Annotated in this window: 22 protein-coding genes and 1 pseudogene; 10 read left to right on the top strand and 13 right to left on the bottom strand. The window is 73.0% G+C overall.

Annotated elements, in window-relative coordinates; translation table 11 throughout:
- The first annotated feature begins 80 nt into the window (after positions 1 to 80).
- Positions 81 to 2,264, top strand: a complete 2,184-nt coding sequence (locus ACYP53_RS04970; protein WP_459646713.1) for an MMPL family transporter — start codon at positions 81 to 83, stop codon at positions 2,262 to 2,264.
- A 119-nt stretch (positions 2,265 to 2,383) separates the two neighbouring features.
- On the opposite strand, the gene ACYP53_RS04965 is transcribed toward ACYP53_RS04970, so the two are convergent.
- From ACYP53_RS04965 to ACYP53_RS04955, 3 genes are all read right to left on the bottom strand, one after another.
- A complete protein-coding gene (locus ACYP53_RS04965; RefSeq protein ID WP_459646712.1) occupies positions 2,384 to 4,288 on the bottom strand; it encodes a SpoIIE family protein phosphatase in 1,905 nt (634 codons plus the stop codon).
- A gap of 80 nt (positions 4,289 to 4,368) precedes the next feature.
- Positions 4,369 to 5,133 (bottom strand): class I SAM-dependent methyltransferase, encoded by a 765-nt coding sequence (locus ACYP53_RS04960; protein ID WP_308437548.1) that lies wholly within the window; start codon positions 5,131 to 5,133, stop codon positions 4,369 to 4,371.
- A 478-nt stretch (positions 5,134 to 5,611) separates the two neighbouring features.
- The gene (locus ACYP53_RS04955) at positions 5,612 to 8,572 is read right to left on the bottom strand and encodes an AfsR/SARP family transcriptional regulator (RefSeq protein WP_459646711.1); all 2,961 of its coding nucleotides are present in this window, start codon (positions 8,570 to 8,572) and stop codon (positions 5,612 to 5,614) included.
- 215 nt (positions 8,573 to 8,787) lie between these two features.
- Here ACYP53_RS04955 and ACYP53_RS04950 point away from each other — a divergent pair, with 215 nt between their 5' ends.
- Positions 8,788 to 9,072: a hypothetical protein gene (locus ACYP53_RS04950; protein ID WP_459646710.1), complete on the top strand. Its 285-nt coding sequence runs from the start codon at positions 8,788 to 8,790 to the stop codon at positions 9,070 to 9,072.
- A gap of 758 nt (positions 9,073 to 9,830) precedes the next feature.
- Here the strand turns inward: ACYP53_RS04950 and ACYP53_RS04945 are convergent.
- The gene (locus tag ACYP53_RS04945; protein ID WP_189915541.1) at positions 9,831 to 10,034 is read right to left on the bottom strand and encodes a hypothetical protein; all 204 of its coding nucleotides are present in this window, start codon (positions 10,032 to 10,034) and stop codon (positions 9,831 to 9,833) included.
- A 137-nt stretch (positions 10,035 to 10,171) separates the two neighbouring features.
- On the opposite strand from ACYP53_RS04945, the gene ACYP53_RS04940 reads away from it, so the two are divergent.
- Positions 10,172 to 10,930 carry a GntR family transcriptional regulator gene (locus ACYP53_RS04940; RefSeq protein WP_459646709.1) on the top strand — a complete coding sequence of 253 codons (759 nt, stop codon included), beginning with the start codon at positions 10,172 to 10,174 and terminating at the stop codon, positions 10,928 to 10,930.
- 15 nt (positions 10,931 to 10,945) lie between these two features.
- Here ACYP53_RS04940 and ACYP53_RS04935 read toward each other — a convergent pair whose 3' ends face one another.
- Complete coding sequence (locus tag ACYP53_RS04935) at positions 10,946 to 11,164, bottom strand: hypothetical protein (protein WP_308437549.1); 219 nt, start codon at positions 11,162 to 11,164, stop codon at positions 10,946 to 10,948.
- A gap of 94 nt (positions 11,165 to 11,258) precedes the next feature.
- Positions 11,259 to 12,926, bottom strand: coding sequence for a fumarate hydratase (locus ACYP53_RS04930; RefSeq protein ID WP_189915545.1), 1,668 nt, complete (start codon positions 12,924 to 12,926; stop codon positions 11,259 to 11,261).
- A gap of 203 nt (positions 12,927 to 13,129) precedes the next feature.
- Between ACYP53_RS04930 and ACYP53_RS04925 the strand changes: the two genes are divergently transcribed.
- Together ACYP53_RS04925 and ACYP53_RS04920 are read left to right on the top strand one after the other, a co-directional pair.
- The gene (locus ACYP53_RS04925) at positions 13,130 to 13,816 is read left to right on the top strand and encodes a DUF1707 SHOCT-like domain-containing protein (protein ID WP_459647952.1); all 687 of its coding nucleotides are present in this window, start codon (positions 13,130 to 13,132) and stop codon (positions 13,814 to 13,816) included.
- Positions 13,817 to 14,130: 314 nt separating this feature from the next.
- A complete protein-coding gene (locus ACYP53_RS04920; protein ID WP_373313704.1) occupies positions 14,131 to 14,499 on the top strand; it encodes a WhiB family transcriptional regulator in 369 nt (122 codons plus the stop codon).
- A gap of 133 nt (positions 14,500 to 14,632) precedes the next feature.
- Here ACYP53_RS04920 and glpX read toward each other — a convergent pair whose 3' ends face one another.
- Positions 14,633 to 15,673 (bottom strand): class II fructose-bisphosphatase, encoded by a 1,041-nt coding sequence (gene glpX / locus ACYP53_RS04915; RefSeq protein ID WP_189915547.1) that lies wholly within the window; start codon positions 15,671 to 15,673, stop codon positions 14,633 to 14,635.
- Between the two features lie 214 nt (positions 15,674 to 15,887).
- Between glpX and ACYP53_RS04910 the strand changes: the two genes are divergently transcribed.
- A complete protein-coding gene (locus tag ACYP53_RS04910) occupies positions 15,888 to 16,424 on the top strand; it encodes a DUF4245 domain-containing protein (protein ID WP_459646708.1) in 537 nt (178 codons plus the stop codon).
- Positions 16,425 to 16,509: 85 nt separating this feature from the next.
- Here ACYP53_RS04910 and ACYP53_RS04905 read toward each other — a convergent pair whose 3' ends face one another.
- From ACYP53_RS04905 to ACYP53_RS04890, 4 genes are all read right to left on the bottom strand, one after another.
- Positions 16,510 to 17,112: a malonic semialdehyde reductase gene (locus ACYP53_RS04905; RefSeq protein ID WP_189915551.1), complete on the bottom strand. Its 603-nt coding sequence runs from the start codon at positions 17,110 to 17,112 to the stop codon at positions 16,510 to 16,512.
- A 109-nt stretch (positions 17,113 to 17,221) separates the two neighbouring features.
- Positions 17,222 to 17,479 (bottom strand): exodeoxyribonuclease VII small subunit, encoded by a 258-nt coding sequence (locus ACYP53_RS04900; RefSeq protein WP_189915552.1) that lies wholly within the window; start codon positions 17,477 to 17,479, stop codon positions 17,222 to 17,224.
- A 62-nt stretch (positions 17,480 to 17,541) separates the two neighbouring features.
- Positions 17,542 to 18,774, bottom strand: coding sequence for an exodeoxyribonuclease VII large subunit (gene xseA, locus ACYP53_RS04895; protein ID WP_459646707.1), 1,233 nt, complete (start codon positions 18,772 to 18,774; stop codon positions 17,542 to 17,544).
- Positions 18,775 to 18,784: 10 nt separating this feature from the next.
- Entirely contained in the window at positions 18,785 to 20,140 is a 1,356-nt protein-coding gene (locus ACYP53_RS04890) for an APC family permease (RefSeq protein ID WP_459646706.1), read from the bottom strand.
- 109 nt (positions 20,141 to 20,249) lie between these two features.
- On the opposite strand from ACYP53_RS04890, the gene ACYP53_RS04885 reads away from it, so the two are divergent.
- Positions 20,250 to 21,224 carry a 4-hydroxy-3-methylbut-2-enyl diphosphate reductase gene (locus ACYP53_RS04885; protein WP_189915555.1) on the top strand — a complete coding sequence of 325 codons (975 nt, stop codon included), beginning with the start codon at positions 20,250 to 20,252 and terminating at the stop codon, positions 21,222 to 21,224.
- 189 nt (positions 21,225 to 21,413) lie between these two features.
- Entirely contained in the window at positions 21,414 to 22,160 is a 747-nt protein-coding gene (ppgK, locus tag ACYP53_RS04880) for a polyphosphate--glucose phosphotransferase (protein ID WP_189915556.1), read from the top strand.
- A 50-nt stretch (positions 22,161 to 22,210) separates the two neighbouring features.
- Here the strand turns inward: ppgK and ACYP53_RS04875 are convergent, their stop codons facing one another.
- Positions 22,211 to 22,825, bottom strand: coding sequence for a DUF6542 domain-containing protein (locus ACYP53_RS04875; protein ID WP_189915557.1), 615 nt, complete (start codon positions 22,823 to 22,825; stop codon positions 22,211 to 22,213).
- Between the two features lie 231 nt (positions 22,826 to 23,056).
- Between ACYP53_RS04875 and ychF the strand changes: the two genes are divergently transcribed.
- Positions 23,057 to 24,130, top strand: a complete 1,074-nt coding sequence (gene ychF, locus ACYP53_RS04870; RefSeq protein WP_189915558.1) for a redox-regulated ATPase YchF — start codon at positions 23,057 to 23,059, stop codon at positions 24,128 to 24,130.
- 110 nt (positions 24,131 to 24,240) lie between these two features.
- Here the strand turns inward: ychF and ACYP53_RS04865 are convergent.
- Positions 24,241 to 25,385 (bottom strand): annotated as a pseudogene (locus ACYP53_RS04865) (dihydrofolate reductase family protein).
- 164 nt (positions 25,386 to 25,549) lie between these two features.
- Between ACYP53_RS04865 and ACYP53_RS04860 the strand changes: the two are divergent.
- Entirely contained in the window at positions 25,550 to 26,368 is an 819-nt protein-coding gene (locus ACYP53_RS04860; RefSeq protein WP_189915561.1) for a methyltransferase domain-containing protein, read from the top strand.
- Positions 26,369 to 26,408 lie beyond the last annotated feature (40 nt).

Below are 26,408 nucleotides of genomic sequence, written 5' to 3'. Positions count from 1 at the left end.
TGTCGCCCGACTTTGTCACCTGACAAAGTTGCGCGTACGGTGGGACGAGACCTGTCCTGACCGAACCCGAGGGACCGCCCATGGCCACGTACCTGTACCGACTGGGCCGCTTCTGCTTCCGGCGGCGGCGCGCCGTCCTGGCCGTCTGGATCGCCGTGCTGATCGCCGTCGGCGGGGCCGCGGGCGCCTTCGCCGGCAAGACCAGCGACGAGTTCACCGTGCCCGGCACCGAGGCGCAGAGCACCCTGGACCGGATCAAGGACACCTTCCCGGCGCAGGGCCACGGCTCCGCCCAGGTCGTCTTCGCGGCCCCGGCGCCCGGCGGTGCCACCGCGCCCGAGGCGGCCGCGGCCGTCGGCGAGGCGGTCGAGCGGATCGCCCGCGTCCCCGGCGTGGCCGCGGTGCCCGACCCGTACGCGACCGGCGCCGTCTCGCCCGACGGCCGGGTCACCATCGCCCTGGTCTCCTTCGACCACAAGCTCGCCGAGGTCACCGACCAGCAGCGCGAGGCGGTCAAGGCGGCGGCCGAACCGGCCCGCGCGGCCGGACTGGACGTGGCCTTCGGCGGCGACGCGTACAACAAGCTCGCCCAGATCGAGGGCGCCTCCGAGTCGATCGGCCTGGTGGTGGCCGGGGTGGTGCTGGTGATCACCCTGGGCACGCTGGTCGCGGCCGGGCTGCCGCTGCTGACCGCGCTGGTCGGCGTCGGCGTGGCGATGGCCGGACTGCTGGCGCTCACCGGCTCGTTCCAGATCATCACCACCGCGCCGGTGCTGGCCCTGATGGTCGGCCTCGCGGTCGGCATCGACTACGCGCTGTTCATCCTGTTCCGCACCCGCCGCCACCTGGACGAGGGCCTGGAGCCGGAAGAGGCGGCCGCCCGGGCCACCGCGACCGCCGGCAGCGCCGTCGTCTTCGCCGGCCTGACCGTGGTCGTCGCGCTCGCCGGGCTCGCCGTCGCGGGCGTCCCCTTCCTCACCGTGATGGGCCTGGCCGCCTCCGCCGCCGTCGTGGTGGCCGTCCTGGTCGCGATCACCCTGCTGCCCGCGGTGCTGGGCTTCGTCGGCCGCGGCATCGACAGACTGCCCGTCTGGAAGCGGGCGCTGCGCACCAACGGCAGGACCACCATGGGCGAGCGGTGGGCCCGCTTCGTGGTCCGCCGGCCGCTGCCCGTCCTGCTGGTCGGCCTGGCCGGGCTGGGCGCCATGGCGGTGCCCGCGGCGAGCCTGGACCTCGGCCTGCCGGGCGGCGGCTCACAGGCCGTCGGGACGGACGCGCGCAAGGCGTACGACCTGGTCAGCGGGAGCTTCGGGCCGGGCTTCAACGCACCGCTGGTGGTCGTCGTGGACGCCCACGGCGCGCCGCGGCCGGAGCAGGCGGTGCAGGGCGTGGCGGCCGAGCTGCAGACCCTGAAGGGCGTCCGGACGCTGCTGCCGCCGCAGGCCGACCAGAGCGGCCGGACCGCCCTGGTGCCCGTCATCCCGACGACGGGCCCGGACGACGCGGACACCAAGGCGCTGGTCAACGAGATCCGCGACCAGCGCGACCGGCTCAAGTCGGCGACCGGCGCGGACATCGCCGTCACCGGCACCACGGCCGCCAACATCGACGTCTCCACCAAGCTCGGCCAGGCGCTGCCCCCGTTCGTCGCGGTGATCGTCGGCATCGCGCTGGTGCTGCTCGCGCTGGCCTTCCGCTCGGTGCTCGTACCGCTCAAGGCGGTGCTCGGCTTCCTGCTCAGCATCGGGGCCTCGCTCGGCGCGGTGGTCGCGGTCTACCAGTGGGGCTGGCTGGACGGCCTGATCGACGTGCCGAAGGTCGGCCCGGTGGTCAGCTTCGTGCCGATCCTGCTGATCGGGGTGCTGTTCGGGCTGGCGATGGACTACGAGCTCTTCCTGGTCTCCGGGATGAAGGAGCAGCACGTCCACGGCAAGGCGCCGCGCGAGGCGGTCGTCGGCGGGGTCAAGGGCGGCGCCCGGGTGGTGACGGCGGCCGCGCTGATCATGGTCGCGGTGTTCGGGGCCTTCGTCTTCGGCCACGACCCGATCGTCCAGCCGATCGGCTTCGCCCTCGCGGTGGGCGTGCTGGTCGACGCCTTCGTGGTGCGGATGGCGCTGGTGCCGGCCGCGATGGCGCTGTTCGGCAGGGCCGCCTGGTGGTTCCCCAGGTCGCTGGAGAAGGTCGTGCCCAAGGTGGACATGGAGGGCGAGCAGCTGATCGCCCGGCTGGAGGAGCGGCCGGCGAAGGAGCCGGTCGCGGTCTGACCGCCCGTTCGAGGCGCCCGGTGGACCCCGTCCGCCGGGCGCCCGCCCGTGTCCGGGGCGTGCGTGTCCGGGGCCGGGCGGGGCCGGGGCCGTTGGGGTTGGGGCCGTTGGGGCAGGGCCTACCGCTGCGGCAGCCGCTGCTCGAACCAGACCACCTTGCCGGTGCCCAGCCGGGTCGCGCCCCAGCGGTCCGCGCACCTGGCCACTATCTGCAGCCCGCGCCCCCGCTCGTCCTCCGGCCCGGTGCGGCGCGGGCGCGGCAGCAGCGGGCTGTCGTCGCCGACCTCGCAGCGCAGCCGGGTGGTGCGCACCAGGCTCAGGGTGATCGGCCGGGTCGCGTGCTGGACGGCGTTCGTCACCAGCTCGCTGACCATCAGTTCGGTGGCCTCGCCGAGCTCGTCCAGCCCCCAGCGGCGCAGGGTGTGCGCGGCCAGCCGGCGGGCCCGGCCCGGCGTCTCGTTGCGCGGCTGCAGGTACCAGTGCGCGACGTCCCCGGCCGGGATGCCGTCGAAGCAGGCGCCCAGCAGGGCGATGTCGTCGCCGCGGTCGCCGGGCGGCAGGATCCGCAGCGCCTCCTGGCAGAGCTGTTCGGGGGACTGCCAGCGGGCGGCGGCGATCCGGGCGCGCAGCACCTCCAGGCCGTCCATGATCGGACGGCTGCGGGTCTCCACCAGGCCGTCGGTGAACAGCAGCAGCGCCGAACCGGGCGGGGCGGGCAGTTCGACCGAGTTGAAGTCCACCCCGCCGACCCCGATCGGGGCCCCGGAGTCCAGCTCCACCAGCTCGGCGGTCCCGTCCGGGCGGACCAGCACCGGCGGGACGTGCCCGGCGTTCGCCAGCACCACCCGGTTGGCGATCGGGTCGTAGACCGCGTACACGCAGGTGGCCAGGTGCTGCTCGCGGCCGAGCCGCTGGGCCTGCTCGTCCAGGTGGTAGAGCACCTCGTGCGGCGGCAGGTCGAGGGCGGCCAAGGTCTGGGCGCTGGTGCGCAGTTGGCCCATGATGGCGGCCGAGGTGAGCGAGTGCCCCATCACGTCGCCGACGATCAGGGCGACCCGGTTGCCGGGCAGCGGGACGGCGTCGTACCAGTCCCCGCCGACCTGCGCGCCGCGCTCGCCGGGCAGGTAGCGCTGGGCGAGCCGGACGCCGTGCGGCTGCGGCAGCCGCAGGGGCAGCATGCTGCGCTGGAGCTCGTTGGCTATCTCCCACTCGCGGGCGTACCGCAGGGCGGTGTCCACGGCCAGCCCGGCCTGGGTGGCGAGGTGCGCCGCGGTCGCGGTGTCCGCGGCGTCGAAGGCCGGACGGCCGGTGCGTTCAGGAGGGCGGCGGATCAGCACCAGCAGCCCGAGGACGGCCTTGCGGCCGCGCAGCGGCAGCGCGAGGACGGACGTGCCCGCGGCCAGCCGGGCCACCCCGCGGGTGCCGTACAGCTCGCGCAGCAGCACCTCGGTGCGCTCGGCGCCGGGCTCGCCGAGGACGGCCACCTCGGCGGGACGGCGGCTCAGCAGGGCGTGGGCGAGCGCCCCGCCGCGGGTCACCGGGGTGGCCGGGCCGCTGTCGGCGGTCGAGCGGGCGCCGTAGCGGGAGCGGCGCCGGTCGTCGAAGCCGCCCGGGCGGCCGCGCCGGCCGATCCGGGTGCCGGTGCTGTGGTGGATCCGCAGCTCCTCCGGGAAACCGGGCTCGCGCTCCACGTTGGGCAGCGGGTCGCGCAGGTGGACCACGGCGGCGTCGGCCAGCGTCGGGACCAGCACCCGGCCGATGTTGCGCAGCGTCGCGGCCAGGTCGAGGGCGCTGTTGATCCGCCGGGTCGCAGAGTCGAGGTACGCGAGGCGGTCCGCCACGTCGGCGCGCTCCGGCCGCGCGGGCGACGGCCGCGCCGAAGACGGTCGCGCCGACGACGGCTTCGCGGACGACGGATCCGCCGACTGCGGCTTCTCGGGCGCCGGTGCCAGGGCCGGGACCTGACGGCGCTGGCCCGGGACGGCGGGCGGCTGCTCCGCCTCGGTCTTGAGCTGGTCGCGCACGGCTGCCTGTCCTGGATTCGGTGTGGTCAGTGGGTGTTCTCTGGTCGATCGGTCGTTCGGTCGTTCATCCGCTCATCCGTTCAGCCGACGCGTCGACAGCACAGGAACAGCTGTTCCTCCGGCGGCAGCGAGGTACTGGCCGGCGCGTACGGATGCCCCGAGCACTCCTCGACGGCGAAGCCGGCCGCGACCAGAACCCGTTCCAGATCCTCCCTCAGATACCCGCTGATCCGCAGCTCTCTGCCAAGGAACGGAAGCGGAACGTGATCCAGGTCCGCCTCGACCATACCGAGTGCCAGCAGTCCGCCCGGCCGCAGGAGTTCGCGCAACCGCCGGAGCACGGTCGGGATCTCGTCCTGCGGCAGCAGGATCAGCGAGAAGAACGCGGTGACGGCGGCGAACCCGCCGTGGCCGTCCGGCCCCAGCCCGGGGGCGTTCCAGACCCGGCCCGCGCGCTCGGTGGCCAGATCGTACAGGTCGATCCGATGGAACTCCGGCGGGAAAGCGCCGGGGAACGCCGCCCGCCGGGCCAGGGCGAGCATCACGTCGGAGAGGTCCACGGCGGTCACCCGCAGCCCGGCCGCGGTCAGCTGGCGGACGGTCGGCTCACCGGTGCCGCAGCCCACGTCCAGCACCCGGGCACCCGGTTCGAGCCCGGCCAGCAGCCGCCGGCCGCAGGCCAGCTGCCCGTCCTTGGCGGGGAAGGCCTCGCCGTACCCCTCGCCGATGGTGTCGAAGGCGACCGCCTGCAAGGCCCGGGCCGCCCGGCGTCGCCGTACCTCGGGCTCGTCGTCCCCAGCGTCCTCGCCGACGGGGAACGCGTCGGATATCCGTCCGGTCGTCACGTTGAGAGGCACCCTTCCACCCGTGGCCTCCGGTCGGCTCCTCGGCCTCGCGGCCGCGGCCGGTGGCGGCGTGTCACGCTCCCCGCAGCACACGGACGGACTGCACCCCGACGCGTTTCCGGCAGACACTCGTGCGCGTACTGGCATGAGAATATGCGTGATCACTGCGCCATGGGGTCCCTTTCCGGCCAACTCGTCATGCTTGGGCCGATGTGGCCGGGGTTGCGGAAGCACGACGGTGCGGGCCGGGGTGGTGCGCGAGAGCCCGCACGCCGCACAGCGCGCCGGGGGCGATGGCGCTGACCTGCGATTTCTCCGCTCCGCAGGCTGACTATCGGACGTTTATCGAACGTCAATCGGCCCGGTGCACAGTGGAGACCAGCGCCGGGGAAGCGTTGAGGGCGCTCCCGCAGCCGGGGGGCTGCGGGAGCGCCGACGCGCGAATCGGGGGAGGCACTCCGCTGGGGAACGGAGGCCTTTACGGCGCGGGGGGAGAGAGGGGCTCGGTGTGCTGCTGGGAGATGAGGTCCGCCACGGGGGAGGCCTCGGGCACACCGAGCCGAGTGAAGATCGCGTGCGCCTCCTGAAGGCACGCCAGTCCGCGCGCGGGCTGGGCGAGCGCCAGCAGAGCCTCACCCAGCGCGGCGTTGGCCAGGCCCTGGCAGAACGGGGAGTCGAGTTCTTGGGCGATCGCCAGCGACCCGCCGGCCGCCTCGGCGGCCTCGGTGTGCTGCTCCGAGACGAGCAGGGCGGAGGCCAGTCGGGCCAGGGTGTACCCCTCCCAGAGCGGGTTCCGCTGGGACTGGTAGAGCCCGTGCGCCTCGCGCAGGTGCGGGACGGCCTCGATGCCGGAGAGCACCACGCCCAACTGGTAGAGGGTCTGGGCGAGCAGCGGTCCGTTCTTGGACGCGCGCGCGGCCGCGACACCGTCCTCGGCGGACCGGATCGCCGTCTCGGTCATGCCGAGGCGATGCTGGACCCGCGCCATGTTGCTGACGACCCGCGCCTCGAGGATGGGTGAGTCGACCGCCTGGCTGGTGGCCCGGGCCTGTTCGAGGAACGGCAGGGCCTCGGCCGGACGGTTGCCGACGTTCAGCATCACGCCCAGCATGTTGGCCGTGGCCACGAGCAGGACGGTCGGGTCCGTCGGCGCTTGGTGGTCCAGGCTCCGCCGGAAGGACTGTCCGGCCCCCTGGAAGTCGCTGGTCACGGACTGCAGGGTGCCGCGGGCGAAGTGCACCCGGGCGAGCGCGGCCGAGTCGTCACGGCGCTCTGCGTCCTTGCCGACGGCCTCCAGGGTGCGAAGCGCTCGGGGGCCGCGCGTCGGGTCGGGGTCGATGCTGATGAGGTAGTTCAGCAGGTCGACGGCCGCACGCTGCAGGGTGCCGGGGCCGCTCGCGGCGGCCTCGACCGTGCTGAGCAGCAGACCACCTTCGGTACGCAGCCAGTCCTGTGCGGCGTGGCTCGTGGGCAGGTCGAGTCCCGGCGACGTGAGCGCGGCCAGCTGCTCGAGCACAGGTTCGTCCGGCTCGATGATCTGGGCCGCGGTGCGCACGGTCGGGATCAGCAGGTCGAGCAGTCGCATGACGGCTCTTTCCTGCTCACCGGTGTCCCCGATCCGCTCGTTCTGCCGCTGGGCGTAGAGCCGGAGCAGGTCGTGGTAGCGGTAGCGGCCGGGGGTGAAGCACTCCAGCATGTTCGCCTCGACCAGCGCCTCGGCGAGGTCCTCGGCGGTGTACTCGTCCACGCCGAGCAGTGCCGCGGCGGCCGCCAGCGGGATGTCGGGGGAGTCGATCAGGGCGAGGAGCCGAAAGGCGCGGGCCTCGTCCGTGGACAGCTGTCCGTAGCCGAGGCCGATGGTGGTTTCCACAGCGAGGTTGCCGAGCTGGAGTTCGTCCAGGCGCCGGCGCTGGTCGGCTAACCGACTGGCCAGGTCGGAGACGCTCCACCGCGGACGGCTGGCCAGCCGTGCGGCGGCGATGCGGACGGCCAGTGGGAGGAAGCCGCAGGCGGTGACCACCTTCATGGCCGCTTCCGGCTCGGCGGCGACCCGCTGCTCGCCGACGATGGCCGAGAACAGCGCCAGCGCCTCGTCCGGGGTCAGCTCCTCGACGTCGAACAGGTGCGCACCCGGGATGCCGGCCAGCCGGGAGCGGCTGGTGGCGAGCACGGCGCAGCCCGAGACACCTGGGATGAGCGGTCGGAGCTGCTCGGCGTCACGCGCGTTGTCGAGCAGGATGAGCATCCGGCGGCTGGCGAGCAGTGAGCGGTAGAGGGCCGCGCGCTGTTCGAGCGAATCGGGGCTCTCGGTGACGCCCAACGAGTGCAGGAAGTCTCCCAGGACAGCCACTGGGTCGGCCGGTGAGGCCCCGGCGCCGCGCAGGTCGACGTAGAGCTGTCCGTCCGGGAACTCGGCGCGGACGCGGTGGGCGACGTGCACCGCGAGGGTGGTCTTCCCGACACCGCCGATGCCCGCCAGCGAGGTGACCACCACGGCCTGGCCGGTGGCGTTCATCAGGATCGCCGAGAGGTCGCCGACGAGCTCCGATCGTCCGCTGAAGTCCGATACATCGGCCGGGAGTTGAGCCGGGGCCGGGGGCGTGCTGGGGCCGTCCTCCTGGGTCACGGGTACGACTGCGGCCGGGACGGCGAGTGAGGGGTCCGCTGCGAGGATGCGGTTGTGCATCGCGGAGAGGCCCGAGCCGGGCTCGACCCCGAGCTCCTCGATGAGGATCTTGCGGGTGTCGGTGTAGACGCCCAGCGCCTCGGCCTGGCGTCCGCAGCGATACAGGGCCAGCATCAGCAGCTCGCGCAGGCGCTCGCGCAGTGGATGCTCGGCCGTCAGGCTGTTGAGCTCACCGACGATCTCGGCGTGCAGGCCGATGTCGAGGGCGGTGGCACACAGTTCCTCGGCGGCGGCCACCTGGCGCTCGGCGAGCCGCTGGCGCTGGGTGTCGGCATAGGGGCCGGGGATGCCGGTGAGCGGGCGGCCGCTGAAGAGATCCAGTGCCCGAGCCAGGAGCCGGTGCGCCTCGTGCTTGTCACCCGAGGTCCGGGCGGCCGCTGCCTCGGTGGCGAGCCGCTCGAAGACCGTCAGGTCGAGGGCCTCGCCCGGGATGCGCAGCGCGTAGCCGTCGGCGACCGAGACCAGCAGCTCAGCGGGGCGGCGTACCTCACGCCGGGGCTCGATGACGGAGCGCAGTCGGGAGACGTAGGTGCGGAGCGCGGCCACCGCTTGGGTCGGGGGACGATCGCCCCAGAGCGCGTCCACCAGGTCCTGTGTGGCGACCGGGCGTCCGGAATGCAGCAGGAGGGTGGTCAGAACGGCCTGCTGCTGGGGGGATCCGAGGGAGAGGGGCTTGCCGTCGAGCCAGGCCTGGACCGGACCGAGGACTTGGAAGCGCAACGCAGAGGTCTGCGGCGTCTCCCGAAACTCCATGAAGTCCCCCGATGGCCTGTGGTGTCGATTCCGTGGAAAGGGCTCTCGGCGGTCCGCCGCGGTGCTTCAGCTTAGGCGGACGCCCGACTCTGCCGGACAGCGCCGCAAGCCACACGATGTTTATCGGACATTTAATCAACCCTACGATACTGTCCGCGCGCCCGCGCCACGGAGGTCGGGCTGAACACAATTGATGACCGAAAGGCGGCCGCCCAATGGCCAACGACCAGAGCGAGACCCCGGTGGCGTCGGCGCCCGACAACGCGGCGAAGACCGAGGCCCCGGCCGCCGCTGTGGAGGCGGGCAAGGCTGTCGAGGGCGCGGTGACCGCGTCCCCGAACCCGACCGAGTACACCGCGCCGACCGGCACGGAGAAGACAGCGTTCGAGGACGGGCCGTTCGGCGACGAGGGTCAGTACATAGCTGAGCCCGCAGCGCCCGCCACCGGCGAGCCCGGCGGCCCCTACAAGCCGGAGAGCGCCGTCGGCGGCCACCCGTAAGTCGGGTCGGCCGAGCGCCCCGCGCCCCGTTCGGCGCGGGGCGCTCGCGCGTGGTCCGATGGGCGGAGTCTGACGACGTGTAACCTCGAACTGGTGTTCACCCGTTGGGGTGGGCCTGACAAGTTGGAGGGGTTGTATGAGCAAGCTTCGTCGGGTTGCTGTCGTGGCGGTGTCGACCGTCGTTGTGACCGCCGGCTACGTGGCGACCGCCGCGGGTGCCTTCGCGAACGTGATCGGCGGCCACCCGTAAGTCGCTCCTGCCGAGTTTCCCCGTCGCCCCGTTCGGGCGCTGGGGTGCTTGCGCCAGGGGCTCGGAAGGGCCGTGTCCAACGGCATGCGGTTGTGAATCGGTGTTCGCCCGCAGGGGGTTCACCTGACAGGTTGGAGGGGTTGTATGAGCAAGCTTCGTCGGGTTGCTGTCGTGGCGGTGTCGACCGTCGTTGTGACCGCCGGCTACGTGGCGACCGCCGCGGGTGCCTTCGCTAGCGTCATCGGCGGCCACCCGTAAGTCGCTTCCGCCGAGTGCCGTGCCCCCGTGCCCCTGGGCGCGGGGGCACGATGCGCATGCGTGCGTGCCAATTCGAGTGTGACTGCTCCGGTGGCCGATTTCGCCCCCTTGCACGCATGGTGACCGGCGATATCCGTAACGTGCCCGGCGGCGTGCGCGGGGCGTTCCGGAATTCCGGATTCACCGGCGGGATTGCCGGCTCGGGAATGTAGTAGTTTGCGTGGTTTTTGCCGCAATTCCCGGGTTGAACTCATTCAGCCGGATCGCGGGGCCCGGGAACGGGTGAGACGTGGTTCGGTTCGGCGGTCCATTCGCGGCCGCCGCCCTCGGGGCGCAGGTAGCACTCGCCGCCGATGGTGTCCATGTAGATGCCGGTGCGTCCGGTCCTCCGGTCGAGGACCAGTTCGCCCGCTCGCGGTCGGTAGGCCGGGGCGTTGCGCTGTCGGATGTTCACCGCTGTGCTCCTCGCTCTGGTAGGCGACTGGCCAGCATCTCTAGAGAAGCTAATATCTCTAGAGATGTCAACGGTCGTATCGGCTTACTAGCGGGCGCGGGCGCGCCTACGATTTGTCCGAGGCAGAGGGAGCGGCGATGACCGGCAGCAGTGGCGACAAGCAGCCCAAGTACCAGCGGATCGCCGACGCCCTGAAGTCGGCCATCGACACCGGCCGGTACCGCGCGGGCGACCGGCTGCCCGGCGAGAACGACCTCATGGACGAGTACGGCGTCGCCCGGATGACCGCCCGCCAGGCGCTGGGGGTGCTGCAGAGCGAGGGCATCGCCGAGGCGCGCCGCGGTGCCGGGGTGTTCGTCCGGGACTTCCGGCCGCTGCGCCGGCGCGGCATCCAGCGGCTGGCGCAGGGGCAGTGGGGGTCCGGCCGGTCGATATGGTCGGCGGACATCGACAAGCGCTCCCTGGTGGTCGACCAGGTGTCGGTCACCGAGCGGGGCGCGCCGGAGCACGTGGCCCGGGTGCTCGGGGCGGACCCGGGGTCCCCGATGTGCGTACGGCACCGCCGCTTCGTCCTGGACGGCAAGCCGGTGCTGCTCTCCACCTCCTACCTGCCGGCCGGCCTGGTCGCGGGCACCGCCATCACCCGCGAGGACACCGGCCCCGGTGGCACCTACGCCCGGCTGGCGGAGATCGGCGCCAAGCCCGTGCACTTCCGCGAGGAGGTCCGCTCCCGGATGCCCAGCGGGGAGGAGTCCACCCGCCTGGAGCTGTCCGCCGGCACCCCGGTGATCCTGATCTGCCGCACCGCCTTCGCCGACGAGGGCCAGGTGGTCGAGCTCAACGAGATGATCCTGGACGCCGCCTCCTACGTCCTGGAGTACGACTTCGACGCGTGAGCCGGACCAGGGCCGTCAGCGGCCCGGATCCGCCTGTGACGCCAGGTCTTCCACGGCCCCGGCGACGCCGAGGCGGTCGGCCCTGTCACGAGCGATGGCGGCCATGAGCCGTTCGGCGTTCGCGGGCGAGCGCAGCAGGTATCTCGTCTCCTGCCAGGCGTCGAGGTCCGCGGCCTCCTCGCGCCGTCCACTCGCGGGCCTCGTGTCGTCGGGTGCGCCCTTCGTGGTCTCCACGGGAGGAACGCTAACCACCTACGGTCCGTGTCGGCCCGTGAAACCGCCCCGGTCGCGGGGCGGCCGGGGCGGTCAGGGGGCGTGCGGGGAGTGGTTACTCCTTGGAGCGCACCCGGAGGTTGGTGATCAGCGGGCCTTCGGTGGTCTCGCGGAAGAAGTCGTTGCCCTTGTCGTCCACCACGATGAACGCCGGGAAATCCTCGACCTCGATGCGCCAGACGGCCTCCATGCCGAGCTCGGCGTACTCCAGGACCTCGACCTTCTTGATGCAGTCCTGGGCGAGGCGGGCCGCCGGGCCGCCGATGGACCCGAGGTAGAAGCCGCCGTGGGTGGCGCAGGCGTCGGTGACCTGCTTGCTGCGGTTGCCCTTGGCGAGCATGACCATCGAGCCGCCGGCCGCCTGGAACTGGTCGACGTAGGAGTCCATCCGGCCGGCGGTGGTCGGGCCGAAGGAGCCGGAGGCGTAGCCCTCGGGGGTCTTGGCCGGGCCCGCGTAGTAGACCGGGTGGTCCTGGAGGTACTTGGGCATGCCCTCGCCGGCGTCCAGGCGCTCCTTGATCTTGGCGTGGGCGATGTCGCGGGCGACGACCAGGGTGCCGGTGAGCGAGAGGCGGGTCTTCACCGGGTACTTGGAGAGTTCGGCGCGGATCGCGGACATCGGCTGGTCGAGGTCGACGCGCACCACGTCGTCGTCCAGGTGCTCGTCGGTGGTGTCCGGCAGGTACTTCGCCGGGTCGGTCTCCAGCTGCTCCAGGAAGACGCCCTCGGCGGTGATCTTGCCGAGCGCCTGGCGGTCGGCGGAGCAGGAGACGGCCATCGCGACGGGCAGCGAGGCGCCGTGGCGGGGCAGGCGCACCACGCGCACGTCGTGGCAGAAGTACTTGCCGCCGAACTGGGCGCCGATGCCGATCTTCTGGGTCAGCTCGGTGACCTTGGCCTCCAGCTCCAGGTCGCGGAAGCCGTGGCCGGTCTTGGCGTCGCCGGAGGTGGGCAGGTTGTCCAGGTAGTGCGCCGAGGCGTACTTGGCGGTCTTCAGCGCGAACTCGGCGCTGGTGCCGCCGATGACGATGGCGAGGTGGTACGGCGGGCAGGCCGCGGTGCCGAGGGAGCGGATCTTCTGCTCCAGGAACGAGAGCATGCTCGCCTCGTTCAGGATGGCCTTGGTCTCCTGGTACAGGTACGACTTGTTGGCGGAGCCGCCGCCCTTGGCCATGAAGAGGAACTTGTAGGCGTCGCCGTCGGTGGCGTACAGCTCGATCTGGGCCGGCAGGTTGTTGCCGGTGTTCTTCTCGTCCCACATGGTCACCGGGGCCATCTGGGAGTAGCGCAGGTTGAGCTTGGTGTACGCGTCGTACACGCCGCGGGCGATGGCGGACTCGTCGCCGCCCTCGGTGAGCACGTTCTGGCCGCGCTTGCCCATGACGATCGCGGTGCCGGTGTCCTGGCACATGGGGAGGATGCCGCCGGCCGAGATGTTGACGTTCTTCAGCAGGTCGAGCGCGACGAAGCGGTCGTTGGGGCTGGCCTCCGGGTCGTCCAGGATGCGGCGCAGCTGGGCGAGGTGGGCGGGGCGCAGGTAGTGCGAGATGTCGTGCATCGCCTCGGCCGTGAGCAGGCGCAGGGCCTCGGGCTCGACCTGGAGGAAGGTGCGGCCGCCCGCTTCGAAGGTGGAGACACCCTCGGAGGTCAGCTTGCGGTACGGGGTCGGGTCGGCGCCCAGGGGGAGGAGGTCGCTGTACTCGAAGTCTGGCGTGGGAGCCATCGGGGCGGTCCTTAGGTTTCCAGTGGTCCGGCTGCGTCGGCGAAGCACCATCCAGGGTAGGACCCGGCCGGGGGCGTCGTGCGGACAGGTCAGCCTTGCGTGACGGGGCTCACTCGGGCTGGAGTGCGAGCGACTAGGCTGACCCCGTGGACAACTCGCCGTCGCACGACGACCGGGGGCAGCCGGTGCCGGCGCCCGTACCGATGACCAAGTCCGAACTCGAGCCCGAGGCCAGGCCGGAGGCCGGGCCGCCGTCGAACGCGCCGGTGGCGGAGACGCAGATGCGCGTCTCGGACGCCGACCGCGAGCGGATCGCGGAGCTGTTGCGGGACGCCTATGCCGAGGGCCGCCTGGACGCGGACGAGCACGCGGAGCGCATCGAGGCCGCGTACGCCGCCAAGACCTTCGGTGAGCTGGCGCCGCTGACCAGGGACCTGCCGGCCCGCCCGCTCTCCTTCGAGAAGGCGCCGTTGGGCGCGGCGGCGCCGCCGCAGCCGCCCGCGCGCCAGGAGTCGCCGGCGGTGGTGGCGATCTTCGGCGGCGCGTCCCGCAAGGGCCGTTGGCGGGTGGGGTCGCACCTGAAGGCCTTCGCCGCGTTCGGCGGGGTGGAGATCGACCTGAGCGACGCCGTGTTCGAGTCTCCCGAGGTGGAGATCGTGGTCATGGCGATGTTCGGCGGGGTCGAGGTCCGGGTGCCGGAGAACGTCACCCTGCAGGGCGGTGGCGTCGGCCTGTTCGGCGGGTTCGACGTCCGCGAGCAGACCGCGGCGGACCCGTACGCTCCGGTTGTCCGGGTCAAGGGCCTTGCGATGTTCGGGGGTTGCACCGCGAAGCCGCGCCGCGGCAAGAAGCTCAAGGAGTGGGTGCGCCGCCAACTCGGCACCGACTAGAAGCTGTTGACCGGCACAGCGCCCGACCGGGAATCAACTCCCGGCCGGGCGCTCGACGTTGCGGCCGGTGCACTCCGTAGTCGATTGCGTGCAGTGTGCATGAATCGGCGCGTGGCGGGGTAGTTCCTTCCGCACATCGCTTCTTGTACGGCTGCGCACCGGAGGCGGCCGAGGGGCCGTTCCGGGGGTTGGACAGCGGGGGCTCGCAGCCGGGCAGGTGAGCGGGGTTCCCCGTGTCCGAGAGCCTCGTCAGGAGTACGGCCGTGCTGCATCCGATCGAGTCCCGCACCACTTCGCCAGTCGCCGCCGCGCAGTTGCTGGAGCGCCGTCCAGGTGTCCGTCCGCAGCCGCAGCCCCCGGGCGGCCCGGCGGGTGCGCCCGCGGGCGAGGACAACCCCTGGCACACCGGAGCGGCGTGCCGGCGGGACGAGGTGGGGCTGTTCTTCGCGCCCTCCAAGGAGCCGACCGCGGCCCGGCTGTCCCGGGAGGAGCAGGCCAAGCAGGTCTGTGCCCGCTGCCCGGTGCTGCTGGAGTGCCGGGAGCACGCGCTGGCCCAGCCGGAGCCGTACGGCGTGTGGGGCGGGCTGACGGCCGCCGAGCGGCGGGTGGTGCTGGCCCGGCGCCGCCGCCGGGACGCGGAGCTGATCGAGGCGGCGGCGCCGGCGCGCCGGATAGCCGGGTGACGGCGGGTCGAAGACCCGGGGGCGGGCGCCGGGGCGCCGAGGACCCGGGGCAGGACGCGCCGCGGCCCCGGCGGGGTGTGGATCCCGCCGGGGCCGCTGTCTGCTGTCCGCAGGGTGCGCCGTGCTCGTGGCGTCAGTTGGCGCGGTCGAAGTCGATCGCGCTGTAGGCCCGCAGCTTCGAGAGCTTGTGGGTGGAGTGGATCTCGCGGATCGTGCCGCTCTTGGAGCGCATCACCAGCGAGCTGGTGGTGGCGGTCTCGGAGCGGTAGTGCACGCCGCGCAGCAGCTCGCCGTCGGTGATGCCGGTGGCGACGAAGAACACGTTCTCGCCGCTGACCAGGTCGTCGGTGGTGAGGACCCGGTCCAGGTCGTGGCCGGCGTCCAGGGCCTTCTGCCGCTCGGCGTCGTCCTTGGGCCACAGGCGGCCCTGGATGACGCCGCCCATGCACTTCATGGCGCAGGCCGCGATGATGCCCTCCGGGGTGCCGCCGATGCCCATGAGCAGGTCGACGCCGGTGCCTTCGCGGGCGGCCATGATGGCGCCGGCCACGTCGCCGTCGGAGATGAACTTGATCCGGGCGCCCGCCTCGCGGATCTCCCGGACCAGGCCGTCGTGGCGGGGGCGGTCGAGCACGACGACGGTGACGTCCTCGACGGCGCTGCCCTTGGCCTTGGCGACCCGGCGGATGTTGACGGCGGCGGGGGCGGTGATGTCGACGAACTCGGCGGCCTCCGGTCCGGCCACCAGCTTGTCCATGTAGAACACGGCGCTGGGGTCGAACATGGTGCCGCGGTCGGCCACGGCCAGCACGGCGACGGCGTTGTTCATGCCCTTGGCCGTGAGGGTGGTGCCGTCGACCGGGTCCACCGCGACGTCGCACTCGGCGCCGGTGCCGTCGCCGACCCGTTCGCCGTTGTAGAGCATCGGGGCTTCGTCCTTCTCGCCTTCGCCGATGACGACGACGCCGTTCATCGACACGGTCGAGACGAGGGTGCGCATGGCCTTCACGGCCGCGCCGTCCGCGCCGTTCTTGTCGCCACGGCCGACCCACCGGCCGGCGGCCATGGCGGCCGCCTCGGTGACCCGTACGAGCTCGAGCGCGAGGTTCCGGTCCGGAGCCTCGGGCGCGACCTCCAGGGCACTGGGAAGGTGGTGCGGGTACTGCGTGGTCATCGTCGTTACCTCTCTGTACGCGACGGCCAGTAAGCGCCCGACTACTGCCTGGTCGAACGCCGTGGTGAGGGTTCTGCGATCGTATCTGCCCACGAGATGACTGTCTGTGGCGCGGGTCGCCGTCCGCCGGCGAAAACCACCGTTTCGTCCGCTTCACCCGTACGTGGGCACCCCGGGTGGACGGGCCGGGATGTGGATGAGTCACCATGTGGGGGTGGCTGCAGAGAGCAAGGGCATGAGGGGTCGCCAGACCGTACGGGACATGGTCCTGTCGATGCTGGCGGTCGGTTTCGTCGTCTGGATCGGGTACCTGTTCCTCCCGCACGACGCCGACGGCGACCCGGTGCACGTGGTCGAGTACAAGGTGGCCGCGGCCACCGCCAAGCGCGCCGCGCCGTACCCGCTGCTCTCGCCGGAGGGGCTGCCCGACAAGTGGCGGGCCACCTCGGTCAGCTACCGCTCCTCGGACCAGAGCAACGGCAAGGGCAACGCCTGGCACCTGGGCTTCGTGACCCCCTCCGGCCAGTACGCGGCGGTCGAGCAGAGCGACGCGCCGCGCGACTCGCTGCTGTCCGACAAGGTCGCCGGCGGCAAGCCGGACGGCAGCTCCGACGTGGCCGGCCGCACCTGGGAGCGGGTCCAGGGCGAGAAGGCCCGCGCGCTGACCGCGCCGACCGGCTCCGGGACGACGGTCCTCACCGGCACCGCCTCCTACGAGGAGCTGGCCGAGCTGGCGCAGGCGCTCAAGTAGTGCCGGGGCCCGCGAGGGCCTCCCGGGAACGCCGAAGGGCCCCGCGCCGGACGAACCGGTGCGGGGCCCTTTCGCGCGGGCGGAATCAGACGGTGGTGACGACCTCGTCGTACTCCAGGCGCGGCGAACGCGGGAACCAGGCGTCGTCGCCCGGCTTGCCGATGTTGACCACGGCCAGCACCGAGTGCTCGCCGTCGCCGAAGAACTCCTTGTTCAGGCCGTCGGCGTCGTAGCCGGTCATCGGGCCGGCGGCCAGGCCGGCGGCGCGCACGCCGATGATGAAGTAGGCGGCCTGCAGGGCGCCGTTCAGCGTGGCGGACTGCTCGCGGACGCTGCGCTCCGAGAAGAACATGTCCTTGGCCTGCGGGAAGTGCGGGAGCTGGGTCGGCAGCTCCTCGTGGAACTCGTTGTCCGCGGCCAGGATGGCGACCAGCGGGGCGCCGGCGGTCTTGGCCTTGTTGCCGTCCGCCATGTGCTGGACGAGGCGCTCGCGGCCCTCGGCGGAGCGGACCAGGACGACGCGCAGCGGCTGCTGGTTGAAGGCGGTCGGGCCGAACTTGACCAGGTTGTAGATGGCCTGGATCTGCTCCTCGGAGACCGGCTCGTCGGTGAAGGTGTTCGCGGTGCGGGCCTCGCGGAACAGCAGGTCCTGAGCGGCGGCGTCGAGTACCAGGGCGTCGGTGGTCATGCTTCTGCACCTCATGCGGGAGGGGGTTCGTCGGAGTGAGCGGCCGGGCCGTTCACTTCCTCCAACATAGGTGAATATTCAACGATTCCCCAAGGGGATGTGACCCGCATCACTCCCCGCGCGGGTCCCCGCCCTCCTCGGCGGCGAGCGCGGCGTCCAGTCGGGCCCGGGCGCCGTCCAGCCAGCGCTGGCACACCTTCGCCAGCTGCTCACCACGCTCCCACAGAGCCAGCGACTCCTCAAGGGAGGTCCCGCCGTTCTCCAGCTGCCGGACGACGTCCAGCAGCGCGTCCCGGGCGTGCTCGTAGCCCAGCGCGTCGTCCGGGTTCGGTGCCGCCGCGTCCTGCTGCTCCTGCTGCTCTGCCATGCGTGCCAGCGTAGGGGCTCGGACCGACAGCGCTACCCCGTCTCCGGGCCGCGCCGACCGTGCTACCCCTCTCCGGCCGCCGCGGCCGCCCCGGCCGCGGTGACGTCGAGGCTGCCGCCCGCCACTCGGGCGTGCAGCCCCTCGCCGGGCGCGACCTGCGCCGGATCGGTCACCACCGTGCCGTCCGCCCGCTGGAGCACCGCGTAGCCGCGCTCCAGGGTGGCCGCCGGGGAGAGCGCGACCACCCGGGCCAGGGTGTGCCCGAGGTCGCTCTGCGCGTGGTCCAGCCGGTGCCGCAGGGTGCGCCGGGCCCGCTCCAGCAGGCCGTGCACCTCCTGGCCGCGCCCGTCCAGCATCCGGTGCGGGGCGGCCACCGCGGGGCGGCTGCGCAGCCCGTCCAGCCCGTGCTGCTCGCGCTCGACCCGGGCCAGCACGTGCCGACGGGCCCGGTCGCGCAGCTGACGGACCTTGGCCAGCTCCTCGCCGACGTCCGGAACCACCCGTTTGGCGGCATCGGTCGGGGTGGAGGCGCGCAGGTCGGCGACGAAGTCCAGCAGCGGCTGGTCAGGCTCGTGCCCGATCGCGCTGACCACCGGCGTACGGGCGGCCGCGACCAGCCGCACCAGCCCCTCGTCGGAGAACGGCAGCAGGTCCTCCACGCTGCCGCCGCCGCGGGCCACCACGATCACGTCCACCTCGGGGTGCTCGTCCAGCTCCCGCACCGCCGCGCTCACCCGCTCCACCGCGCTGACCCCCTGCACCGGGACGTTGCGCACCTCGAAGCGGACGGCCGGCCAGCGCCGCCGGGCGTTCTCCAGCACGTCCCGCTCGGCCGCCGAGCCCCGCCCGGTGACCAGCCCCACGCACTGCGGCAGGAACGGCAGCGGCTTCTTGCGCTCGGCCGAGAACAGGCCCTCCGCGGCGAGCCGCCGCTTCAGCTGCTCCAGCCGCGCCAGCAGCTCGCCCAGCCCCACCGGCCGGATCTCCGAGGCGCGCAGCGACAGCTGCCCGCGCGCCGCGTACCACTCCGGCTTGGCGTGCACGACGACCCGCGCGCCCTCCTGCACGACGTCCGCGACCTGCTCGAAGACCGAGCGGAAGCAGGTCACCGTGAGCGACACGTCCGCCTGCGGGTCGCGCAGGGTCAGGAACACCACGCCCGCCCCCGGCCGGCGGCTGAGCTGGGTGATCTGCCCCTCCACCCACACCGCGCCGAGCCGGTCGATCCAGCCGCCGATCAGCGCGGAGACCTTGCCGACCGGGAGCGGGGCTTCGGGGGAGCTGGTGTTGGCCATGCCTATGAGGCTAGCGGCGCGGGCCGACAGTTCCCGGGGAACCCTGCACGCCGAGCACCACCAGGCCGGCCGCCAGCCACACCAGTCCGACCAGCTGCGCGGTGGTCGAGGCCTCGTGGATCACGGCGCCGATCACCACGATCCCCAGTGCCGGCACGACCAGGTGCCGCAGCCGGTCCCGGGAGCCGTGCCGCACCGTGTACCAGCCGATCACCGAGGCGTGCAGCAGCGCGAAGGCGGTCAGGGCGCCGATGTTCACCACCGAGGTCAGCTGGTCCAGCCCGTCGTCCCGGTTCGCCGCCCAGACCGCCGCCGCCATGGTGATCACCGCGGCCGCCAGCAGCGCCCGGCGCGGCACCGCGCTGGCCGGGTCGACCGAGCCGAGGACGCGCGGCAGCCGCCCCTCCCGGCCCATCGCGTAGACCAGCCGCCCGGCCGCGGCCTGCCCGGCCAGCGCCGCGAAGGCCGCGCCGATCGCCTTGCTCGCCGCCACCAGCACGTGCAGCCAGTGCCCGACGCCGGTCTCCACGGTGTCGTAGAAGGCCGAGCCCTGCGCCACCGGGTCGGCGGCCAGCTGCCGCGGGCCCAGCGGCTCCAGCAGCGCCGCCAGGTAGGTCTGCGCGACGAACAGCACCCCGGCCAGCACCAGGCACCAGAGCACCGCCCGGGCCACCGCGGCCGAGGAGCCGACGGCCTCCTCCACGAAGGTCGCGATCGCGTCGAAGCCCAGGTAGGAGAGCACCGCGACGGACACCGCCGAGATCACCGCGGTCAGCGAGAACTCGCCGACCGCGGTGAACGGGGTGTCCCAGCCGCGCCGGGCGCCGTCCTGGACGAGCGCCACCACGGCCGCCGCCACGAACACCGCCAGCACCGCGATCTCCAGCGCCAGCACCGCGAAGCCGACCGTCGCCGCGGTCCGTACCCCGAGCAGGTTGAGCGCGGTGGTCACGACGACCGCGATCGCCGTCCACACCCAGCGCGAGACGCCCGGCACCAGCGAGTGCAGCGCGATGCCGGAGAACAGGTAGGCCACCGCCGGGATCAGCAGGTAGTCGAGCATCGCCATCCACCCGGCGATGAACCCCGGCCCCTCGCCGAGCCCGGCCCGCGCGTAGGCGAACACCGAGCCGGTCTGCGGCACCGCGCGCACCATCTGGGCGTACGAGAAGGCGGTGAAGCCCATCGCGACGGTCGCGGCCAGGTAGACCGTGGCGACGGCGCCGTGGCTCTTGGCGTCCAGCACGCCGAACACGCCGACCGGGGCCATCGGGGCGATGAACAGCAGCCCGTAGACCATCAGATCGCGGACGCCCAGGCTGCGGCGCAGGCCGCTCGGCGTCGCCTGCCCGCTCACAGAGCTCATAGGCACCACATTTGAGCATTCGTGACCGGGATCGCACGGAACGTGCCCGCCTTCGGCGCGGCTCCCCGCCGCGGGCGGCGGCGCCCCCGGTCGCCCGTACGATGGAGCCATGTCCAACACCGCGCAGCGCCGTGTCCTGCTCGCCGCCCCCCGGGGCTACTGCGCGGGTGTCGACCGCGCCGTGATCGCCGTGGAGAAGGCCCTGGAGCAGTACGGGGCGCCCATCTACGTCCGCAAGCAGATCGTCCACAACAAGTACGTGGTGCAGACCCTGGAGAAGAAGGGCGCGATCTTCGTCGACGAGACGGAGGAGGTGCCCGAGGGCTCGATCGTGGTCTTCTCCGCGCACGGCGTCGCCCCGGCCGTCCACGACGAGGCGCGGGCCGGCAAGCTCGCCACCATCGACGCCACCTGCCCCCTGGTCACCAAGGTGCACAAGGAGGCCGTGCGCTTCGCCGACGAGGGCTTCGACATCCTGCTGGTGGGCCACGAGGGCCACGAGGAGGTCATCGGCACGATGGGCGAGGCCCCGGACCGGATCCACCTGGTGGACGGTGCCGAGGACGTCGCCAACGTGAAGGTCCGGGACGAGTCCCGGGTCGTCTGGCTGTCCCAGACCACCCTGTCGGTGGACGAGACCATGGCCACCGTCGGCGAGCTGAAGAACCGCTTCCCGGCGCTGGTCAGCCCGCCCAGTGACGACATCTGCTACGCGACCCAGAACCGCCAGGTCGCGGTCAAGGAGCTGGCCCCCGAGACCGACCTGCTGATCGTGGTCGGCTCCAAGAACTCCTCCAACTCGGTCCGCCTGGTCGAGGTCGGCCTGGAGTACGGCGCCAAGGCCGCCCACCTGGTGGACTTCGCCGAGGAGATCCGCGAGGAGTGGCTGGAGGGCGTCTCCACCGTCGGCCTGACCAGCGGCGCGTCCGTCCCGGAGATCCTGGTCGACGGCGTGCTCGAGTTCCTGGCCGCGCGCGGTTACGACACGGTCGAGACGGTCAAGACCGCCGAGGAGCACCTGATCTTCTCGCTGCCCAAGGAACTGCGCCGCGACCTGCGCGCCGAGGCGGCCGGCAAGCTCTGACCCGTCCGGAGGAGCCGGCACCCCCTCGCGGGGTGCCGGCTCTTTCGCTGTGTGCCTCCTGCCGTGCGGCTTCCTGCCGCGCGCCTCCGGCTGTGTGGCCTTCTGCTGTGCGCGCCCGTGCGCCCTCTCGTAGTTTTGTGCACAGGCTGTGGACAAGCGGGTCCGCGGCCACGGCGGAGGGTGGACGTGATGACGGCGGTATTCGGCGTGGACATCGGCGGCTCCGGGATCAAGGGCGCGCCGGTCGACCTCGCCCGGGGCGCGCTCGCGGAGGAGCGCCACAAGGTGCTCACCCCGCAGCCGTCCGCCCCCGAGGCCGTGGTCGCCGCCGTCCGTGAGGTGGTCCGGCACTTCGACCACCAGGGCCCGGTCGGGCTGACCTTCCCCGGTGTGGTGGTCGGCGGCCGCACCAGGACGGCGGCCAACGTGGACAAGGGCTGGATCGGCCTGGACGCCGAGGGCCTGTTCCGCGAGGCGCTGGACCTGCCCGCGACCGTCCTCAACGACGCCGACGCGGCCGGACTCGCCGAACTCACGCACGGCGCGGGCCGGGAGCAGTCCGGGGTCGTGATGGTGCTCACCTTCGGCACCGGCATCGGCAGCGCGCTCTTCGTGGACGGCGCGCTGGTGCCCAACACCGAGCTGGGCCACCTGGAGCTGCGCGGCAAGGACGCCGAGCGCCGGGCCTCCTCGGCCGCCAAGGAGCGGCACGGGCTGGACTGGGAGCAGTGGGCCGGGCGGGTCGACGAGTACCTGGACCTGGTCGAGATGCTGTTCTCGCCGCAGCTGATCGTGATCGGCGGCGGGGTGAGCCGCAAGCACGAGAAGTTCCTGCCGCTGCTGAAGGACCGCGAGGCGCGGGTGGTGCCGGCGGAGCTGCGCAACGACGCGGGGATCGTCGGAGCGGCCATGGCGGCGGCCCGGGCGGCGGGCTGAGGCCCGCCCCCGGTGGGCCCCGGCGGGGCGGTGAGGGCTCCCGCCGGGGCTCAGCGGGAGCGGTGGATCCGGCGCTGGGCGATGAAGCGGGCGAGCACGATCAGTGCGGCCAGCCCGGTGCCGGAGAACAGCCAGCCGGCCCGCAGCGCCAGCCCGGTCGCCAGCGAGACCACCTGGGCGGTGACGCCCGAGGAGCCGACCGGGGCGAGCAGCAGCAGCGCCAGCGCGAAGGCGATCGGCCCGCTGATCGGCGCGGCCAGCAGGTCGGCGTAGCGGACCCGCACGGCCAGCTGGAAGCAGACCACCAGGTAGCCGAGGCCGAACAGCCAGTTCAGGTCGTCGAACAGCAGCCGGTCCGCGCCCGCCACCGCGAGCGTGGCCAGCACGGCGACCACGCCGGTGCCGACGGCCGTCAGCCGGGTCGGCCGACCGGTTCGGCGCCGTCCGTACAGCCGCTCGTCGGCGCGCCCGCGCAGCGGCAGGCGCAGCCGCGGGGCAGCCGGGCGGTCGGCACCGGACGGGCCGGCCACCGGGCGCAGCCGGGAGGCGGGGGCGGCCCCGGCGGTCTCGGGAGCCCGGCCCGGGCCGGGGACGGCGGCTGCGGCCGCGCGGTTCGGCGGACGGCGTCTGGGCCCTGGCGGCTGGGTTCGAATGCTCTGCTCCACCTGCCCAACGTACGGTCCGATCATCGCCACACTGTGTAATGGACCGTTCAGGTCCCGCCCCGTGTCTCCGGACGGCGTAGTCATGTGATCGTCGTCCGGGAGGGCCGACCCGTCCCGCCGGGCCGCCCGGACGTCCCGGTGGCCCCGGAGCCGCGGACGCTTGCCCGTAGACTTGGGGGTCGGCCCGTACGGTGCCGACCCAACTCCTCCAAGCCCCCGGGACTGCGCTTCATGTCGCTCACGATCGGAATCGTCGGCCTGCCGAACGTCGGCAAGTCGACCCTGTTCAACGCCCTGACCAAGAACGACGTGCTGGCGGCCAACTACCCGTTCGCCACCATCGAGCCGAACGTCGGCGTGGTCGGCGTCCCGGACGCGCGGCTGGCCAAGCTCGCCGAGATCTTCGGTTCCCAGCGCATCCTCCCGGCCACCGTCGACTTCGTCGACATCGCGGGCATCGTGCGCGGCGCGAGCGAGGGCGAGGGCCTGGGCAACAAGTTCCTCGCCAACATCCGGGAGTCGGACGCGATCTGCCAGGTCGTGCGCGCCTTCACCGACCCCGACGTGGTGCACGTGGACGGCAAGGTGTCCCCGAAGGACGACATCGAGACCATCCACACCGAGCTGATCCTGGCCGACCTCCAGACCATCGAGAAGGTCCTGCCGCGTCTGCAGAAGGAGGCGCGCCTCAAGAAGGACACCGCGCCCGTGCTGGCCGCCGCCGAGGCCGCGCAGGCGGTCCTGGAGACCGGCAAGACCCTCTTCGAGGCCGGCTTCGACACCGCCCCGATCCGCGAGCTCCACCTGCTGACCGCCAAGCCCTTCCTCTACGTCTTCAACGTGGACGAGGACGAGCTGGCCGACGAGGACTTCAAGAACGCCCAGCGCGAGCTGGTCGCCCCGGCCGAGGCGATCTTCCTCAGCGCCAAGATCGAGTCCGAGCTGATCGAGCTGGACGACGCCGAGGCCCTCGAACTCCTCCAGTCCATGGGCCAGGAGGAGCCCGGCCTCGCCACCCTCGCCCGGGTCGGCTTCGACACCCTCGGCCTGCAGACCTACCTGACGGCCGGCCCCAAGGAAACCCGCGCCTGGACCATCAAGAAGGGCGCCACCGCCCCCGAGGCCGCCGGTGTCATCCACACCGACTTCCAGAAGGGCTTCATCAAGGCCGAGGTCATCTCCTTCGCCGACCTCGTCGAGACCGGCTCGATCGCCGAGGCCCGCTCCAAGGGCAAGGCCCGCATCGAGGGCAAGGAATACGTCATGCAGGACGGCGACGTGGTGGAGTTCCGCTTCAACGTCTGACCGCCCTGTGTCGGCTCGATCTGCCGACCGCGCAGGTCGAACGGGGCCCGCCTCTCCGGAGGCGGGCCCCGTTCTCCTTTCCGTGCCGGCTCTGTGCTGGCTCCGCCGGGTCAGTGGCCGAGCAGGTGGGCGTTGACCGCGCGGGCGGCGTCGGCCAGCTCCGGGAGCTCCACCACCTCGACTCCGGCCGCCTCCAGCAGGGCGGTGCCCTGGCAGTCGGTGACGAACAGGTCCGGCTCGCGCCAGGCGACCACCACGCGCGGCACGCCCGCCGCGATCAGCAGCCGGGCGCACGGCACCGGTCGTGAGGCGCGCTGGCCGCAGGGCTCCAGCGAGCTGTAGACGGTCGCCCCGCGCAGTCGGGGGTCGCCGGCCGGCAGCTTGGCCAGGGCGGCCTCCTCGGCGTGGTCGTGCGCGTCCGCCTCCCGGCTGTAGCCCTCCGCCAGGACCTCGCCGTCGGCGCCGACGATCACCGCGCCGACCGAGAAGGCCGTCTCGGACGGCGGGCAGCTGCGGGAGAGCTCGACGGCCCGGCGCAGGTGGTCGAGGTCGGTGGTCGCGGGGCGGTTCACGGCGCGGGCTCCTTCGGGGCGTACCTGAGCAGGACGACGTCGCCCACGGTACGTGCCTCCAGCAGCCGCATCCGCCGGGCCGGGCCGCCGGGGAAGGCGGCCGGGCGGACGAACCGGGGCGCCCGCTCCTGGCCGACCAGCAGCGGGGCGACGGCCAACTGCAGCTCGTCCGCGAGGCCCTGGGCCAGGAACTGGGTGTGCACGCCCCCGCCGCCCTCGACCATCAGCCGGCGGACCCCGCGCGCACCCAGGTCGTCCAGCACCGCGCCGAGGTCCACCGTGTCGCCGAGCGCGACCACTTCGGCCAGGCCGTCCAGCCGGGGGCGCAGCACGGCCGCCCCGGTGTCGGTGGTGTAGGCGAGCCTGGTGCCGCCGGTGTGCCAGAAGCGCAGGTCGGCGCCGAGCTCGCCGCTCGCGCTGAGCGTCACCTTCAGCGGGTGCTCGGGCCGCCCCGAGGCCAGCCGGGCGGCCCGGCGCGCGGGGTCGTTGACCAGCAGGCGCGGGTTGTCGGCGCGCAGGGTGTTGCCGCCGACCAGGATCGCGTCGGCGGCCGCCCGTTCCTCGTCCACCCGGTCGAAGTCCGCGGCGTTGGAGAGCAGCAGCCGGTCGGGGGAGGCGTCGTCGAGGTGGCCGTCGAGCGAGACGGCGGCGCTCAGCAGGACGAAGGGGCGCTGGCCGGGCATGGGCGGGGACCGTTCTGTCGGGGGCGCCTCCACGGTACGGCGGGCGGGTGCGGCCGGGGTGTCCGGTGTTCGACATGTGAGACAGAACTTCTCGCCATCCGGGACGGGGAGTAGCGTCGAGGCGTCGAGGAGAACGGAAAGCCGACCACGTCCAGGGGGATCCCATGTCCGCACCGCAGCCCTCCACCGTCTACACCCACGGCCACCAGGAGGCCGTGCTGCGCTCGCACCGCTCCCGTACCGCCGCCGACTCGGCCGCCTACCTGCTGCCCGAACTGCGGCCGGGACAGGCCCTGCTGGACATCGGCTGCGGGCCCGGCACGATCACCGCCGACCTGGCCGCGCTGGTCGGTCCGAGCGGCCGGGTGGTGGCCGTGGACGCCTCCGCCGAGGTGCTGGAGCAGGCTGCGGGGCACCTGGCCGGGCGCGGCCTGGCGAACGTCGTCCTGGAGTGCGCCGATGTGCACCGACTGCCGTACCGGGACGGCGAGTTCGACGTCGTGCACGCCCACCAGGTGCTGCAGCACGTGGCCGACCCGGTGGCCGCGCTGCGCGAGATGCGGCGGGTGACGGCCCCCGGCGGCGTGGTCGCGGTCCGGGACGTCGACTACGCCTCGATGACCTGGTTCCCCGAGGTGCCGGCCCTGGACCGATGGCTGGAGCTGTACCGGCGGACCGCCCGCGCCAACGGCGGCGAACCGGACGCCGGACGGCGGCTGCTGTCCTGGGCCCGCGCGGCCGGCTTCGCCGAGATCACCGCGAGCGCCACCACCTGGACGTACGCGACACCCGAGCGGCGCGACTGGTGGGGCGGGATGTGGGCGGACCGGATGACCGGCACCGCGCTGGGCCGGACGGTGGTCGAGCGGGGCTTCGCCGAGCCGGACGAACCGGGGCGGATCGCGGCCGCCTGGCGGGAGTGGAGCGCCGCCGGGGACGGCTGGTTCTCCATGCTGCACGGCGAGATCCTGGCGCGCGGCTGAGCCGCCGGACGGGGCGCGCGCCGAGGTGGGCAGGCGTTCG

Source organism: Kitasatospora sp. Ki12 (assembly GCF_054601375.1).
Note: the sequence above shows the minus strand (reverse complement) of the source record. Positions and strands in the feature narration are given on the sequence as shown.